Below are 17,027 nucleotides of genomic sequence, written 5' to 3' on the forward strand. Positions count from 1 at the left end.
TGATCCCTCTTGTTTTTTAAACGGAACATTCTCTTTTTTTAGAAATCAAAAAAGTGAGGCAACAATCAGATGTATTTCTGACTATTGTCCCACTCTCAGTTTCAACAAAATTTCCATCTAATTTAAATAACTTATTTTCTTAAAATAAGTTATTTAAATTAGAGAATAACTGACGTATAATAGTTTGTAAGCGGAATCAAAATCAATCCCCGAATCAAATTGTGATCTATTGAGCAATTTAATTGTTACTACCTTTTGTTCCAGAAAATCAAAACTTATTTTTAAGAAAGAAGGGTTTCTATGAATCGAAAAGCGCTTTGGATTACTCAAACGGCTATTTTACTGACTTTATTAATTGCTGTACAAGCAGTGACAGCCGGCTTCGGTAATACTTTTATTACAGGCTCTTTAGTAAATTTAATTTTGATTGTCTCTGTTGTAATCGCTGGCTTATCTAGTGGATTAGCTGTCGCACTCTTATCGCCACTTTTTGCTTATTTCTTTGGGATTGGACCTATTTTTTGGCAAATCGTTGTCTGCATTGCCATCGGAAATGCGTTACTAGTCTTTTGTTGGTCATTTATTGTCGGAAAAAAACGAGAAAATAGTCTATCTATTTATTTAGTAGCAACGATCGTAGCCGCTTTGTTCAAATTTACCTTCTTATACTTTGCTATTGTAAAATTCGTCGTTCCGGTCGTTCTACAAATGCCTGAACCACAAGCAAAGATAGTTTCTGCCGCCTTTTCTTATCCACAGCTCATTACCGCTGTCATTGGTGGAATCCTTGCCACTATGATTTTACCGATGTTGACAAAAGCATTAAAAAGAAACTAGGGTATGTCTGAAAACAATAGTAAAATCCAAATATTTCAAGGAATTGTGTTTAAATCTAGTGAAAAATACAGCTTAAGAGATGTATAAGAATGGTTTTATGACAATGAATTGCAGACAATTCGTGAAATGATTCATCGCTGAAGTTTTTAAACACCCTTTAAACATACTCCTCTTTCTCAAGAAAAAACTGGCCAGGATGTCATTCTTAAAGAATGAGTATCTTAACCAGTTTTTTTCCCCTATCACTTACTAAAACTGCGAACGACTATGATAGCTTGTGTGTAGAATTTGATGAGCTTTTTCACCACCAGGTTGTCCTAAAAATTCTTGATAGACGGTCTTCACAATCGGACTATTATTGGATTTTCGCAAACCTTTACCTTTATCTTCTTTATAAAGAGCCGCTGCCCGCTTCGCTTTCAAATCCACAAAATTTCGTATGGAAGCTGGTTGTACGGGTTGCCCGCCACCATTAATGCAACCACCTGGACAGCCCATTATTTCAACAAAATGATACTTTTCCTCGCCTGATTCAATCTTTTCAATCAGCTTTTTAGCATTAGCAATTCCAGAAGCAACAGCTACTTTAATCATAACACCGCTCATTTCATAGGAAGCTTCTTTAATTCCTTCCATACCACGGACTTCATCAAACTCTATAGCTTCTGTTTCATGCCCTGCTAACACCTCACTAGCCGTTCTTAATGCCGCTTCCATCACACCCCCTGACGCTCCAAAAATATAGCCTGCACCTGTTGCTGCTCCCAATGGATCATCAAATGTTTCATCTGCTAACTCGGTGAAACGAATCCCAGCTTTTTCAATCATCCGCGCTAATTCCCTTGTCGTTAACGCAACATCGACGTCCGAAACACCTGCTGCAGCTTCATCATCTCGAGTAACTTCAAACTTCTTCGCAGTGCAAGGCATAATACCTACGACAAAAATATCTTTAGGATCTAATTTCATCTTATCTGCATACCATGTTTTTGCTAAAGCGCCAAACATCTGTTGCGGCGATTTACAACTGGAGAGATTTGGGATTAGTTCTGGATGATAGGCTTCACAATATTTTACCCAACCAGGCGAACAAGACGTAAACATTGGAAACGGTCCATCGTTCTTAACTCGTTCTAAAAACTCATTGGCTTCTTCCATAATTGTAAAATCAACCGCTACATTTGTATCAAAGACTTGATTAAAACCTAAACGACGTAAAGATGCAACCATTTTCCCTTCAACGTTAGTTCCAATCGGAAGATTAAACGCTTCGCCTAAAGTGACTCGAGTAGACGGCGCTGTTTGTACGATTACATGTTTCGTTGGGTCTTCCAATGCTGACCAAACTTCTTTGGTTTGATCTTTTTCCGCAATCGCACCTGTTGGGCAAACCACAATACACTGACCGCAAGAAATACATGGCACGTCGCCTAAGCTTTGTTCATAGGCACTCCCAATATGGGTTTTAAAGCCCCGATTATTTGCGCCAATCACTCCGACTGCTTGCCATTTTGAACAAGCCGCCACACACCGTTTACATAAAATACACTTATTATTATTTCGATACATATGGACAGAAGTATCATCAAATTCATACGTACAATTTTCCCCATTATAGTAATCTTCATCATCCACGTTAAACTCTTTACAGAGCTTCTGCAGTTCACAATTTCCACTACGGATACAAGAAAGACACTTACGTTCATGTGTCGAGAGGATTAATTCTAGATTTATTTTCCTTGAATGGAAAACTCTTTCTGAATTCGTCACAATCTCCATGCCTTCTTTGATAGGATAGACGCAGGATGTCACAAGATTTTTTGCTCCTTCTACTTCTACAACACACATCCGACAAGCACCGATTTCATTAATTTCTTTTAAAAAGCAGAGCGTTGGAATCTCAATATTATTCACTCGTGCCGCTTCTAAAATGGTCGATCCTTCAGGTGCTGTACAACTTTTCCCATTGATTGTAATCATAACTTCTTTCATCTCTCCACCTCCTACCCTACGCTTATCGCATGGAAGCGACAAGTATCCAGACAAACACCACATTTAATGCAAATAGCCTGATCGATTTGATGAGGCTTCTTGATTTCACCACTGATTGCAGCAACTGGACATTTCTTAGCACATGCCGTACAACCGATACATTCTTCTTCTAAAATCTCATAAGAAATTAGATTTTTACAAACGCCAGCTGGACATCGTTTTTCGACAACATGGGCGATATACTCTTCTTTAAAATAGTGATAGGTTGAAAGAATTGGATTCGGTGCTGTCTGTCCTAACCCACAAAGAGAATTCTCTTTTACATGGAAACAAAGAGCTTCCATTTTATCCAAATCTTCCATCGTTGCTTTACCAAGAGTAATTTTTTCCAAAATCTCTAATAAACGCTTTGTCCCAATTCGACAAGGAACACATTTACCACAGCTTTCTTCGACAGTAAACTCTAAAAAGAATTTTGCAATATCAACCATACAGTTGTCTTCATCCATCACGATTAGTCCGCCAGAACCCATCATTGAGCCAATCTCTAACAAGTTATCATAATCAATCGGGATGTCATAATGTTCAATTGGAATGCAACCACCAGAAGGCCCACCTGTTTGAGCGGCTTTAAATTCTTTACCATCTGGAATCCCACCGCCGATTTCTTCGACAACTTCTCTAAGCGTTGTCCCCATTGGAATCTCTACTAACCCAGTATTTTGTATTTTTCCACCCAAAGCAAAGACTTTCGTACCTTTTGATTTTTCCGTTCCGATATTAGCGAACCAATCCGGTCCTTTCAAAATAATTTGCGGAATATTCGCGTAAGTTTCTACATTATTGACAATCGTAGGCTTGCCAAAAAGACCTTTCACTGCTGGAAACGGCGGTCGTGGTCGTGGTTCCCCTCGATGCCCTTCAATACTTTCAAGCAACGCAGTTTCTTCCCCACAAACAAAAGCTCCTGAACCTAAACGTAAATCCAAATGAAACGAAAAGTCACTACCTAAAATATTTTCCCCTAACAACCCCACCTTCTGAGCTTGTTCCATGGCAATCCGCAATCGCTTCACCGCAATCGGATATTCTGCTCGAACGTATACATATCCTTGCGTCGCGCCAATCGTATACCCGGCAATCGCCATTGCTTCAATCACAGCATGAGGATCTCCTTCCAAAACAGAACGATCCATAAAAGCCCCCGGATCTCCTTCATCTGCATTACAAATCACATACTTTTGATCGGAAGGACTTTCTTTTGCAAACGACCACTTCATAAACGTCGGAAAGCCAGCACCGCCACGACCACGTATGCCTGAGGCTTTTAAAATTTCTAATACATCTTCTCTAGAACAATTATTGATAACTTCAGACAAAGCTTGATACCCATCGAAAGCAATATACTCTTCAATTTTTTCCGGATCAATTCGACCACAATTTCGCAAGGCTACTCGTTTTTGCTTATGATAAAACGGTGTGTCCATTAATTTATTGATGATTTCTTGCGTTTCATGGTCATGATAAAGAAGCTTCTCTACCAACTCTCCCTTCATTAGATGCTGTTCCACAATCTTCTTGGCATCTTTCGGTTTCACTTGATGGTAAAAAACACCTTCTGGATAAATAATGACAATCGGACCTTGGGCACACAAACCAAAGCAACCTGTAGAAACCAAGTTCACTTTCTCCGACAATTCATTTTTAGCCAATTCTTCTTTTAACGATTGAATAAAAGCATCACTTTTAGAAGAAATACAACCTGTTCCCGCACAAATCATCATTTCTTTTTCAAAAGGCGGGTCAATTGCTGCTCCCTCTTCTAACCGCATCTTAACATTTTGACGATAAACGTCTCTCAATTCTTTTAATTGATTCCAATTTTCCATAAGTTTTTGCTCCTGACTCTTTCAAACCCTTTCGCCACAACAACAATTACTTCTGAAAATCTTTTTATCTATTCATTTTTTTGATAAGTTACCAGCACTTTGTCCGCTTTTTTCTTCGTTAAACGACCATATACCTCTTCATTCACCGTAAGCACCGGCGCTAAGCCACAAGCCCCAATACACCGACAAGACTCTAACGTAAATTTCCGATCTGAGGTCGTTTCTCCTGGTTTAATCTTCAATTCCGTTGCATAAGAATCCAAAATATCCCCTGCTCCCTTGACATAACAAGCCGTTCCCATGCAAACACTAATCGTATATTTCCCCTTTGTCACAAACGAAAACTGCGTGTAAAAAGTCGCCGTACTATAAAGCTGTTCTAACGGTAGCTGCAAAGCCCTTGAAATCCGTTCAAGAACCTCCAGCGGTAAATACCCATAGATTCTCTGTGCTTCTTGTAATGCAGGCATTTGTGCCCCTTGCTGTCCAACTAAATGTCGTAAACTCTCTTGAAATTCCTCCGCTTGACTCTCAGTCTCAATAAATTCAAATACTGTTTCTGCTACACTCATGTATTTTCACACCCTCCTTCCTCAATTGAGCTTCTATCTTTTTTGTAAAAAAATCCTTCTTGCTCATTTTTTCACAATAAAAATCAAATAAAAAAGATACCGCTTACATTCTTTCTAATTCAAATTATAACAAAAATAACTTCTTTTAGTTGAAATTCGGATAACAAAAAAAATCTTTTTCACAAAATAATTTTTGTTAGAATCGAGCCAACTTTTTTATAAGATAAAATCAATAACGAAAAAACTAAGCACACCTATCTCATGCACCTAGTTTTACGATTTAAATTCTTTAATATTCTGTATACTTTTCATTGTTTCCTTTACTTTTACTAACTGGATATTTCTCATTATTTTTAACTAATTTAGCTTCAATTATCTCATCAATATTAAGATTCAGATTGTCTGCTAACATATATGAATAAATTAGGACGTCCGCAAGCTCTTCCTTAATTCGTTCAAGTTTGGTAGCTGTTACCTCCTCTGGATTTTTCCATTGAAATAATTCCAATAATTCAGACGCTTCAAGAGAAATAGAAATGGCTAAATCTTTTTCATTGTGAAACTGCCGCCACTCACGATCGTCTCGAAATTGATTTACTTTCTCCATACTGCTACTTGAATTGCTCATTTTCGTCACTCCCTTTATTTGTTACATGTTACTGACTATTTAACCCAAAACACAATGTACTTTTATTTTATCACTTTTTTCGAAAAAGTGGTCTTTCTCTACATAAAATCAATTGCTGTTTTATTTGCGTCTAGGAAATTTCCGCTTCACTTCTTTGAGTCTGGCAAGATAGCCCTATATTTTTGTAGTTGCTCCGTCACTAACACTATTTATTCGTCAAATTTTACTTTTTTGAAGCAAACTTCATTTACTTGTTTATATTTCTTTTTTTATCATGACACAATAACCGTTTTTAAATGTTACTTCATAATTAGCTAAAATCGCTATTATTCTCTTTTCAAGTGTTGATATATTGTTTGCTTTATATAATTTTCTGTTCACATTCCAGCTAATCAGCCAAAATATAGGCCCTCCTAAAAACCAAATAAACGTTTCTTGGTTGGAAGGACAATACTTGATTAGTTCAGAAATTCTAGTAACAATCTTACCAGTAATAACGTAGTCTGGTTTTCTTTCTTTTAATTCCAAATAAAGTGTTTCTATTGTCAGATGATCCATCATTCAACTCCTATTAATTAGATAAAATATTTACTAAATTCACTCAACACTTCTTTCAATTTACACATCTTGAAGAAGACAATCTATAATATGGTATGGTAAATCTCCAATCCGACTCACCGCCAGTTTAATATTGAATATCTCTTGAGCTGCCACTAGTTCCTGAAAGAAGATTGATAGATAAATGTTCATCATAGGTGATTGCTTATTCACTTATACCATTTCTATAGTTTTGCATTTTTTAACTAAAATTACTGCATACTGAATATACATACGGAAAAAGAGAAGTTCTTTAAATTTTTGTACAATAAATACAGTTAGCTTTTTGTTAGCTATTGGCAACCTGATTGGTGAGATTGGACTTACTATTCAAGGCTCTGCTTTCTCAACACCAATTGAGAAGTAGAGTGCCTTTTTCTATTTATTTTCAAATTTTTCCTCAGAACTAGTTAAATATTCTTGCCAAGATTCTTCCATACTTTTTCCAGCTACCGAAGGCATATATCCAATAAATCCAGCCATGTCTTCTGGATAATCAAAATCAGCATAGACTTCTTCAACTTTTTCGTTAAAATCTTCGTAAGTAGATTTCTTAGAATATAATTCTTTCAAAATAACGTATCTCCATTTGTCTTGTATCATGCTATTATCTTCACTATCTTCTAAATTAATCAATTCATGGATATACGGTAAAATATCTTCATATTCATCAGCTATCGCTATTTTTAGTACCCAATCAAACCCTAATATGCCTTCATCAAGAATATGTGTAGCAAAATTTATAACCTCACTTCGAGTAATTATTTTGTTCTCCATTCCATATAGTATTTCTTGCCAGCTCCAGCTAGTTTTTGTTTGAGAAAAACTAAAAAAATCATAATTGTTGCTCATATTTAATATCCTCCTTTAGGAACTTTTTGATTTGGAAAACCTGTGATTCTGCCACCTTCAATAAATCTTTGATGAGTTATTTTTCCAGTTGAATCTAAAATATACTCATATATGCCATCTAGTCCATTAAGATTTCCTTTTGTTTGAAGCATAGAGTAAGATTTATTATCACTACCAGTAAAACTTGTAACTCTTCCTTTTGCAAGTTGTTCTTCTGTTATAAAACTTGCAGCTCTATGGCTTGGGTCATCCTTTAACCCACTACCAATTCTATCAGCATTAGGTATTTCTTTAGAAGCATATTCTCCTTTTAGCTTTTCAAATTGAGACAAGTCTTTAGCAGTTGTATCAGCCCCACTGGCTTTCTTATTGGGTTTAACAGACTTAGGATTTTGTGTTTTTCCTACATTGAGAACACCTTTTACCATTACGCCGATTGTAATCATTCCATTTGCTAATAAGGATGCTTTCTCAAGTTTTTCGACAGTGCTTAATTTCTTTCCGGTTACACTATCAATCCCTGTTGCTAACTCCTTTATTAAGGTAGCGTTTTGTTCATAGAATAATTCATCTATGCCTTTTGGACGTTCACCTTGAATGAAACTCAATCCATATTTATCCACCATTCGGCTTAGCCATTCATTATAAGCTAGTGTCACTCTAACATCTTCTGCTGTCGCAACATTTTTCCCTTTTTCAACCCAACACCATATTTTACCATATCCTAAATCAATTAGTTTGTATTCTCGATTCCCCACATTCGGCGGTCTCTCCTTACCAATGATTCGATCAAGCTCACTCTGTTTTTTTAATTGTTTAAACCAATGAATATCTGTACCCACTGGTAATTGATACGTTCCATCTTTATTTACGATTGTGTTATTCAAGACAAGAATGCCTTGCATTGCTAACTTCATATCACTTAAGCTATTCGTAAATAGACCACTTGTTTCTGCTGAAAATTCTCTTAACTTTTCTAGCTTATCCTCTAATTCTCGAATGTCCTCTTCTAAACTCTCCGCCATCTGATTCAAATTTTTCTGAATGTTTAACAATGAATCTAGAATGTTAGCCACTGGATTCATTCGTGACAACGCTCTTGCGACTACTGCTGATGCTTCCACAGAAGCTTTCATTGATTTTTTGATTGTTATTTGTTGGTTTAGCTTATCTTCATCTAAATTTCCTTCGCCAGCTATCTTACCGTTAGCAGTTGTATACTGCTGTAATTCTTGCTCTACATTATCAATTGCTGTAGTCACCTTACTGATAGTAGGAAGAATTAATTCACTAAATAATCCTTTTCCAGCCGTATAAGCTGCTCCTGATAACGTTTTTCCATCGACAGCAGCAATCACTTTTTGACTGCCTGACTTTAATTGTTCCGTTACCTCTTTCCCGCTGTTCAGATTTGCTTTTAGCCCATTGATTAGGCTACTGGAATCGGAACTCGAATAGATCAATCCCAAGGAATATCACCCCTTTTTCTGTATAATTCTTCTTTTTCATTCTCTATTTTTCTGGCTTCTGACTGATATTCTTCTGAGATTTGCTCGTCCATTTCTTCTAAACGATGCCGAAACAGTTGCTCTTGCGCGTCATTTTCTCTTTGTAGCCGAAGACTTTCACGATCTCCTTCATAGCTCTCCTCTTCAAGTAACATGCGTAATTCCCTGTATCCCCTTTGCAGGTCTTCCCTCAAATCAGATAGACATTCTTGCATTTTTCGGCTCTCATCTTTTAAGTCATCTGCCACCGTCTCTTTTTCCAGTATTAAGCGGTCATATTTAGCCCTTTCCAAATCATTACTATTCTTACCCATGACAATACTCCTTAGAAATTGATTTTACTATCTTCAATCGCAATCATTTCAGCAATTTTAGGAAAACTTTGACTTTGCTCTTTTACACATTCCACTAAATCAGACAGGTTGGATAATAGTTGATTACTTAATTCAGCCCCTGCTTTCATACTCGCGACAGTACTTGTTCCTAACGTTACTTGTTGCCCTTTGTTCACTGAAACAGATTGAAGGCCGCCAACTGCTGCTGTAGCAGTTCCTATATCTGAAGCAATAGTTCCCATACAGTGTTTTCACTCCTTACCATTCCTTTTTTGGTGCTAATCAAAACAACTAGTTATTCCAATCATTTACTCCACTTCATCACTCTACTAATTCTATATTCTATGTATTTCTAACCTACTTTTAAGTTATCCCCTGTAGAAATAAGCGAAAAAGGCGAAGAACGTTGCTTTTTCTTCGCCTACAATCTTCACAAAGAATTAACGATTATTAATCGCTTGTGAAATATCGTTATCCGTATCACGCATAATTTGCGCCACAGAACGTAACTGTTGGTTGATTTGTTCTAATAATTCACCAAACTCACGAATCTTAGGTTGTAATTCTACAAATTGGTTATCAAAGCTTTCAAACCCGCTTCCTTCCCAGTTGGAACGGATAGCCTCTTGTTCTCTCTCAAGGTTAGATAATACTGTTAAAATTTCTTCTGACCCTTGCGTGTATTTTGTAGCAGATGTTTCTAATTCTTCTGGTGATAATTTAATTTGTGCCATTCTTTTTCCTCCAATAATAAAATAAAAACTATGTAACATTGAAAATGATTCTGATTTAATCATATCAATAATTACATAGATGCACAACGTTAATTATAAAATTATTTATTTTCTTTTTTTACTTAAAATAATATTTATTTAAAATTTGTAAAAAATCACTTTAAATTAAGAGTACCTAGACTAAAGCCAATCGGCCTTTTTTAAACAACATCTTTTCTGAATTTTTTACATTAATAACATTTTATTTTTTATAAATATAGCAACGCATCTGTCTTGGGTAACTAAAAAAACAGAACAGCATCAAGCTTTTTCGCTAATACTATCCCTTCGTCATTTATTATTTGATTTTCCTCTTAACATTTCATTGATTTTTTTAAACACCTTTATCCTATCATTATTCTTCAAAATCAATAGATATATCTAATAAATTTTTTTTAATCTAGAGATGAAGAATTCAATCTCCAATCATTTTTAAACATTTTTTCTGTATTCTAAGTACTAGCTATATTCAATAGGTATTGGAAATATAGAAAGTAATTTACTAGCTCTAAACAGAACTAGACTCAAAGAATTTTTTGACTTTCCACCGTATAATAAATTTCAATCCACTAGCTCTAAACAGAGCTAGACCCTAGATTTTTATTCTACAGATTTTCAAATAGTAATTTCAATCCACTAGCTCTAAACAGAGCTAGACTTTGTTTGCATTCGTATTTGCTTGTAGACTCATGCCAAATTTCAATCCCCTAGCTCTAAACAGAGCTAGACATGGTGAATTAAGTATATTTAAATAGTAACGCATAGATATTTCAATCCCCTAGCTCTAAACAGAGCTAGACATACGCAGAACTAGAAAAAAGAGTATCCCATTTAATTTCAATCCCCTAGCTCTAAACAGAGCTAGACACGATTATAGTCAAAAAACAATTGCTTGTTGATAATTTCAATCCACTAGCTCTAAACAGAGCTAGACTATTTTTTACAACACAATACAGGAATACGTTGAATTTCAATCCCCTAGCTCTAAACAGAGCTAGACAAGAACAATTTACTTATTTAAGACGCTCACAATCTATTTCAATCCCCTAGCTCTAAACAGAGCTAGACCACTGTCAGAGACGACACAGCACCGCCAGAGTATATTTCAATCCCCTAGCTCTAAACAGAGCTAGACATTGATACATTAAATCGTAGAGCTTGTTGTAGGTATTTCAATCCCCTAGCTCTAAACAGAGCTAGACAACATAATGACGGCTCAACTGACGTTATCGAAGCAATTTCAATCCCCTAGCTCTAAACAGAGCTAGACAGAGTGGATGAAAGAACAAATCATAAAAGCTAGTGAATTTCAATCCCCTAGCTCTAAACAGAGCTAGACCCCTAGCCCAGCTCTAGTAGACGAAGCTAGAGCTGACATTTCAATCCCCTAGCTCTAAACAGAGCTAGACAAAGTATTAAAAAAACCTTCAGACACTTGGAATATTTCAATCCCCTAGCTCTAAACAGAGCTAGACGCCTGCCTGTACACGTCATATATACGTGTGAGGGATTTCAATCCCCTAGCTCTAAACAGAGCTAGACATTAAGGAGGGGAAAAATGAAACCCGAACTAGAAATATTTCAATCCCCTAGCTCTAAACAGAGCTAGACTAAAATTATTCGTGGACAAACACAAAGCTGTTATAATTTCAATCCCCTAGCTCTAAACAGAGCTAGACAAGAAACCTCCCTGAACATGCTCCCGAGAAATGGATTTCAATCCCCTAGCTCTAAACAGAGCTAGACCCTAGACGCAGATAGCCCCAGAGGCGACTTGTGGATTTCAATCCCCTAGCTCTAAACAGAGCTAGACAGTGAAAAAGGTCTATTTCCTTAACCTTTTTCCTTTTTTATCATTTTGATTATCAATAAATTAGATTTTAATGAGAAAACAGACTGTTTTCCCATCGTTTCTCTTGAATTTTTGGTGCGAATCTCCTGGGGATTTTATGGGCACTTGGGGTTCGCACTTATTTTTCTAGATTCATTCTACTTATTTCATACTTAAAAATCTCTTGACCCTTTTTCAACAAATCTTCAATCTGAAAAGCTCTTTCTATTTCATTTTATCATGGTTTCCAATGATTTAGCAATCGGTTTCGCGCCCATTTGTTCCTTCCCTAACTGGCTAATCTCCTGCTTAATTCGGCTAGATTCTCTTCTTTTTCCTAACTCTTCTGTCTTTTTGACCATTCTCATAGCAATGCGATCGCCATAATCTTGACTAAAATTAGTTTCTAAATAAACTTTTTTCTTTGCATTCTGTAAATCTACTTCACTTTTGTTAAAAAATGGCTTCCCACTTGGGTGGACAGGTTCAACCATGGAATAAATGTATCTTTTCTCTGTGGAAGTTAATAAACTTGTAGGTAATTCAAAATGCTCATCTAAAAATGCTAAAATATGAGTTAATTTACTAGGAACAGTTGAATGTTGCGCCAATATTTCTTTCGCCTTCTCCAACAGCTCTTCATTTTCGTCGTCTTCTTTCTTTTCTAGTTCAACCTCTTCTTCCTTCTCTGGCTCTTGCTCTTTCTTGTAGGCTTGAATTAGCTCATAGATATTTTTATTTAAAATAGTCAGTGTTTCTTGACTTGAAAATTTTTCTTTTCTCCATGAAAAAGAGTGTGATTCATTTTTTATTTTGATCCATTCTAACTTAGCAAGGCACAATTGAAACTGCTCAACGATTTCAGCTAAGATATTAATCGTAACTTCATTGATAATGAAATTTTCCTGTTCTTGTTTGGACGGCTCTAATAGCTTTTTTTGATTCTTATTCACTTCAGAAATAATATAGCGATTGACCGCATTCATAAAGATAAATAGATAAGCTTCACAATCATCAGCGTTCTTCAAAACAGATTGCTTTGTATAAAATTGATTCAAGCATTCGGCTACTTTTTGATCCATTGCATACGCTTCAAAATCACTCGCTTTGAAACGCATCAAAATATTAATTCGACATTTTTCCAATCTTTTCCGGTACTCTTTTATCGACTCTATATTCTGCTCATTTCCTTCATTCATCCATTCTCTTATTTCAGAAAGTACTTCATTATAACTAGCAAATTCACCTTTCAATCCCGCCAACCATTCAATGCGACTATTTGAAATATTGGAGTTTTGAATATTACGATGATTAATGAACACAGTCCCTGCCATGCTGATAAGTACTGTCAATACCGGTATCACATATATCAGAATTTCTGTCACGTTTTTTCAACTCCTCTCTAACTAAACAAACGATCATGTAATTTCTTCGCATAACCATCCGTCATGTTACAAACAAAATCCACAGCCATTTTTAAACGATAGTAGTCTTTTTTGTCTTCACTACAAAAACGTGTCTCTTTACTGAATAATTTTTCAGCACTTTCAGGGATATTATTAAACAAACGTTTTTCATATTGATTCATTTCTTCTTTTTCATATTTCAACACAACAGGTACCAGTTCATCCAGTAAACGACTCATAATATTAAATCCTAGTACTTCTTGGTCTAAAATCTCTTTTGCAGAAAAAATATTATCAATTGCAAAGGCTTTCAACGCTTCAAATAATTTTACTTCTTCACAATTCTCAATAATCAGCTCTTTGTCAAAATTCCCTTGCATAATTTCAGCGTAGTTTTCAACAAAAATAGCACTGGCACTTTGGTAAACTTTCTTTTGAGCTTCTCTTAAAAAATGTTGAATTTCAGCAGCTTCTGTTTCCGTTTCTTTTATCAAATGGTCAATTTCAGCAGTCTTTTTAACAAACGCAACCAACTCGTTGTAGCTATAAAACCCATAATTATAGGCATCTTCGATATCTGAAAAGGTGTAAGCTAAGTCATCTGCTGCTTCTAATATGTAAACAAGTGGATGTCTCTTTCCGATACTTCCTGTCGCTTCTTTAATAAGTTTATATTCCTTTGTCTCTGAATAAAAATAACCAACTTTTTTAGTTAATAAGTTCGTTTTATCCAACTCAATAGAATTAGCCGTGTACTTGATAACCGCATCCATTGTTGAAGCCGCCAGTTTCATCCCATGCCTAGAGGCACCATTATCGTCATGTATTTTGGTCAATAGCCTGATCGTTTGAGCATTTCCTTCAAAATGAATAAAATCTGCTTGTTGTTGCGGTGTTAACACCGACCAACAAGGCAAGGCTGAACCATTCTGAATAAACCAAATCCGAATCGCTTCTTCTCCAAAATGACCGAACGGTGGGTTTCCAATATCGTGAATGAGTGCAGCTGTTTCTAAAAGTCGAAAACTTTCGTCTAGCTCGCTAATTTTGATCCCTTTTCTTCCCAACCCTTTAATGACTGCCGACAATAAATCTCTCGCATGCATCGCAACTTCCAAACTATGGGTTAAACGCGTTCGAACAAAATCATTTCTTTCTAAAGGAAATACTTGTGTCTTGTCCTGCAAACGTCGAAAAGAATCACTTTTAACCACTCGACGATAATCACTGGAAAAAACATTTTCTAGCGTTTCTTTACTAGTACCAAAAGAAGGTACCCTAGTATTACTGACCAACTGATTCCACTCCATACTTCTTCTCATCTCCTCTTTTTGGGTTAAATAACTACTTCTAAAACTGATACCAATGCTCTGATTCTCATAATGAGTTCACCTTATTATTTTGGAGCACTACAACTCTTTTCTAATACCGATTAATAAGGAAATTATATATTATTTTTAACATTTACAAATGAATTATATCAATAATTCTATTTTGAAACAATATCTTTATACATAAAAACATTGCTACTTCCTCATCTTGACAAACTAAATAGCGATATCAGCCATTGCTAGCTGATACCGTTTTAGGTCAGTTCATTTCTCAAACAGATTATTTTCCTAATACGATTTCAAAAACTTTATTAGTCGTTGTTCCTTTTAACTCCATCGTATCTAAGTTTATTCTTTTTTAATTTGCTTTCTTTCATCTGGAGCTAATCGCAAATTAGGTTGCTGTTCTTTATCAGAGGGTTGATACTGTTGTCTATCCCACTGCTGAACTAATTTTTGCATGTCTAATAATGTCTCTTCCATTCTATTTAGTATTTTAGTTGATTCGTTCTCTACATTTTCTTTATTTTGTTTAGTTTTAGCAACAGTCTCTTGCGCTAACTGTCGGATTTGCTCTATTTGTCTTTCTTTTGCTCGTTCCAATTCATCTTGCTCCATATAACTCTCCTTACTGTAACAAGTTAACGTCTCCACATTTAGAAAAATATTCTCTAAAAATCATCCAAGGTTTGTTGCTGTTGCTCAAAAACTTCTGTGACTTTTTTGCCAAACTGGCCTTTTACAGATTGCTGTAAACTAACACGGGTGTTTTTAAGAGAGCCATTAGCTATTTTAAGTGCTTCTCCCACAGCTTTCTCGACTTTATTTTTGTTGGCAACTGTATTTTGATTGATTGCTCGCCCGATTGCTCGAACATTTGCTTTTTGTACATTCTTTTGAAGTTCTTTCCAAAGTTTATCCAAGGTGTCAAACATATTTTTTCTCCTATAATTATTTTTCGTCTAGATTCCGCAACGCTTTTCGGTAAGCCTGTTCTGCGTCGTCTTGTTTTTGTGTAATTTTTCGTCTTTCTTTGTCTAAAACTTCAAGATAAGATTCTTCTAAATAATGATATTCTCTTTGCGCCTCATTCAGAGATTCGTTATCTAATGCTATTCTTTGTAAAAGGTGCCACAGATTTTGTTGGCTTTCTTCAATATAGTGACGTCCTTTTCTTTTAAAACTTTGAATAGTTTCTTCTTGTTCTTCCAGTTCTTGTCTGGTTCGGCGGTAATCAGCCATCAGTTGTTCTTCACTTGTAGACAAATGGATTCTCTCCTTTAAAACGATAATTGTCTTGCTAACTCTCGGTCTCTTTGAACTAATTCATCTATTTTATTGCTGATTTCTTTAGCTAGTTTTTCAAATTTATCAGCTAACTTGCGGGCTTTCATTATTTTTTGTTGGTACTTTTCTGTCGGTTCACGAACTGTTCGATTTTGAGTACAGCTTACACTATCCAACGCTTTACGCATTTCTCCATCACTTAAGTCTGACGAAGAGCCTCTAGCTAGGCTTAAACACATTTGCCACAATTCTTCCGCTTCTGTCATGCCATCATTGTAAATTTTAAGAACAGTTGTCAGCACCACATTCATAGCTTGAGAAGCCGTGTTCACAACCATTCGTGCTTGACTATCATCTAAGTAAATCTGTTCATTTCCTGAAATGCCACCACCACTTGCCTTGAACTTTGCTTTTATCGTTTCTAACGCAGACATACTAGCCGCAAAAGTTGTCAAAATATAAAGCTCTGCTTGTTGATTATAGTCATTTTGGGGAATCAGAAGCTTTCCATTTGCATCAAATTTCCAAGTAGCTAAGCTGTGGAACGCACCTTGAAATGGATTCAAACCTAAACTCAAACTAATTTTAATTTCGGCTCCTGTGCCATTGCCCATTAAATTTCCGATAGCATCTCCACGGTTCCGATAATTCGTCAACATGCCTGGGTTGCGTTTTAACCAATCTTTCGCTTCAACACTTAAAATATCGTAAGGATCAGGCCCATTGAAACCAACATTGCGCAATTTATTTTCCGCCGCCACTAGCAAAGCCAGATATTCACCTAAAGAATGTCCTGTGGTAGTGATGGTTGCGTTATCATATGTTCCTTGAATTTCAGTTGCAAAGGCCAGAGCCGATTCTGCTTGTCCCGCTATACATTGAGGACTGCAATCTACAGAAAATCCCGGACTAACTGTTTTATCAAAAAAGCCGCCAACTGTGCGGAGATCGGTTTCTAAATCATTGAAATCAGAAGAATTGGTGCCTGCGTAGGCGATGATTATATTGGAAGTATCAACCGTTCCTTGTTTGTTTATTGGAGCAACCGCCATGGCTTGGAGACCATCTGTGGATGAGTTTTCTTGGATTTTTAGGATTTTTAGGATTTTGTATTCTTTTTCTCCAATCTCTCGAACGGCACCTTCTTCCAAATTTATTTAGTATTCTTTATGGTTTGGGTCAACCCAGT

Annotated in this window: 17 protein-coding genes and 1 CRISPR repeat array; of the genes, 1 reads left to right on the plus strand and 16 read right to left on the minus strand. The window is 36.0% G+C overall.

Features of this window, described 5'->3' with window-relative positions; translation table 11 throughout:
- Positions 1-300: 300 nt before the first annotated feature.
- Positions 301-837: an ECF transporter S component gene (locus BCR26_RS10230; protein ID WP_069698893.1), complete on the plus strand. Its 537-nt coding sequence runs from the start codon at positions 301-303 to the stop codon at positions 835-837.
- Between the two features lie 249 nt (positions 838-1,086).
- Here the strand turns inward: BCR26_RS10230 and BCR26_RS10235 are convergent, their stop codons facing one another.
- The 16 genes from BCR26_RS10235 to BCR26_RS10310 form a co-directional block, all read right to left on the minus strand.
- A complete protein-coding gene (locus BCR26_RS10235) occupies positions 1,087-2,829 on the minus strand; it encodes an NADH-dependent [FeFe] hydrogenase, group A6 (RefSeq protein ID WP_069698894.1) in 1,743 nt (580 codons plus the stop codon).
- Between the two features lie 11 nt (positions 2,830-2,840).
- Positions 2,841-4,718, minus strand: coding sequence for an NADH-quinone oxidoreductase subunit NuoF (locus BCR26_RS10240; RefSeq protein WP_069698895.1), 1,878 nt, complete (start codon positions 4,716-4,718; stop codon positions 2,841-2,843).
- A 68-nt stretch (positions 4,719-4,786) separates the two neighbouring features.
- Positions 4,787-5,290, minus strand: coding sequence for an NADH-quinone oxidoreductase subunit NuoE family protein (locus BCR26_RS10245; protein ID WP_069698896.1), 504 nt, complete (start codon positions 5,288-5,290; stop codon positions 4,787-4,789).
- Positions 5,291-5,579: 289 nt separating this feature from the next.
- On the minus strand, positions 5,580-5,918 hold the full coding sequence (locus BCR26_RS10250) for a nucleotide pyrophosphohydrolase (RefSeq protein ID WP_069698897.1): 339 nt from the start codon (positions 5,916-5,918) through the stop codon (positions 5,580-5,582).
- A 255-nt stretch (positions 5,919-6,173) separates the two neighbouring features.
- Positions 6,174-6,476 (minus strand): hypothetical protein, encoded by a 303-nt coding sequence (locus BCR26_RS10255; RefSeq protein ID WP_069698898.1) that lies wholly within the window; start codon positions 6,474-6,476, stop codon positions 6,174-6,176.
- A gap of 417 nt (positions 6,477-6,893) precedes the next feature.
- Positions 6,894-7,367 (minus strand): DUF2247 family protein, encoded by a 474-nt coding sequence (locus tag BCR26_RS10260; RefSeq protein ID WP_084387112.1) that lies wholly within the window; start codon positions 7,365-7,367, stop codon positions 6,894-6,896.
- 2 nt (positions 7,368-7,369) lie between these two features.
- On the minus strand, positions 7,370-8,836 hold the full coding sequence (locus BCR26_RS10265) for a T7SS effector LXG polymorphic toxin (RefSeq protein ID WP_069698899.1): 1,467 nt from the start codon (positions 8,834-8,836) through the stop codon (positions 7,370-7,372).
- Complete coding sequence (locus BCR26_RS10270; protein WP_069698900.1) at positions 8,827-9,189, minus strand: hypothetical protein; 363 nt, start codon at positions 9,187-9,189, stop codon at positions 8,827-8,829. Before BCR26_RS10270 ends, BCR26_RS10265 begins: the two co-directional genes overlap by 10 nt.
- 11 nt (positions 9,190-9,200) lie before the next feature.
- Positions 9,201-9,452 carry a hypothetical protein gene (locus BCR26_RS10275; protein ID WP_069698901.1) on the minus strand — a complete coding sequence of 84 codons (252 nt, stop codon included), beginning with the start codon at positions 9,450-9,452 and terminating at the stop codon, positions 9,201-9,203.
- A gap of 198 nt (positions 9,453-9,650) precedes the next feature.
- The gene (locus BCR26_RS10280) at positions 9,651-9,944 is read right to left on the minus strand and encodes a WXG100 family type VII secretion target (RefSeq protein WP_069697204.1); all 294 of its coding nucleotides are present in this window, start codon (positions 9,942-9,944) and stop codon (positions 9,651-9,653) included.
- A 597-nt stretch (positions 9,945-10,541) separates the two neighbouring features.
- A CRISPR array of direct repeats spans positions 10,542-11,796; the repeat unit is 33 nt; unit sequence ATTTCAATCCCCTAGCTCTAAACAGAGCTAGAC.
- Between the two features lie 248 nt (positions 11,797-12,044).
- The gene (locus BCR26_RS10285; RefSeq protein ID WP_069698902.1) at positions 12,045-13,199 is read right to left on the minus strand and encodes a hypothetical protein; all 1,155 of its coding nucleotides are present in this window, start codon (positions 13,197-13,199) and stop codon (positions 12,045-12,047) included.
- Between the two features lie 17 nt (positions 13,200-13,216).
- Positions 13,217-14,542, minus strand: a complete 1,326-nt coding sequence (dgt, locus tag BCR26_RS10290) for a dGTP triphosphohydrolase (protein WP_069698903.1) — start codon at positions 14,540-14,542, stop codon at positions 13,217-13,219.
- A 357-nt stretch (positions 14,543-14,899) separates the two neighbouring features.
- Entirely contained in the window at positions 14,900-15,169 is a 270-nt protein-coding gene (locus tag BCR26_RS10295; RefSeq protein ID WP_069698904.1) for a hypothetical protein, read from the minus strand.
- 53 nt (positions 15,170-15,222) lie between these two features.
- Positions 15,223-15,486: a hypothetical protein gene (locus BCR26_RS10300; protein WP_069698905.1), complete on the minus strand. Its 264-nt coding sequence runs from the start codon at positions 15,484-15,486 to the stop codon at positions 15,223-15,225.
- A gap of 16 nt (positions 15,487-15,502) precedes the next feature.
- Positions 15,503-15,817, minus strand: a complete 315-nt coding sequence (locus BCR26_RS10305) for a hypothetical protein (RefSeq protein ID WP_084387113.1) — start codon at positions 15,815-15,817, stop codon at positions 15,503-15,505.
- A gap of 14 nt (positions 15,818-15,831) precedes the next feature.
- A complete protein-coding gene (locus BCR26_RS10310; RefSeq protein WP_245341946.1) occupies positions 15,832-16,989 on the minus strand; it encodes an alpha/beta hydrolase family protein in 1,158 nt (385 codons plus the stop codon).
- Positions 16,990-17,027: the final 38 nt, after the last annotated feature.

The sequence above is a fragment of the Enterococcus rivorum genome (assembly GCF_001742285.1).
Classification (GTDB): Bacteria; Bacillota; Bacilli; order Lactobacillales; family Enterococcaceae; genus Enterococcus_L; species Enterococcus_L rivorum.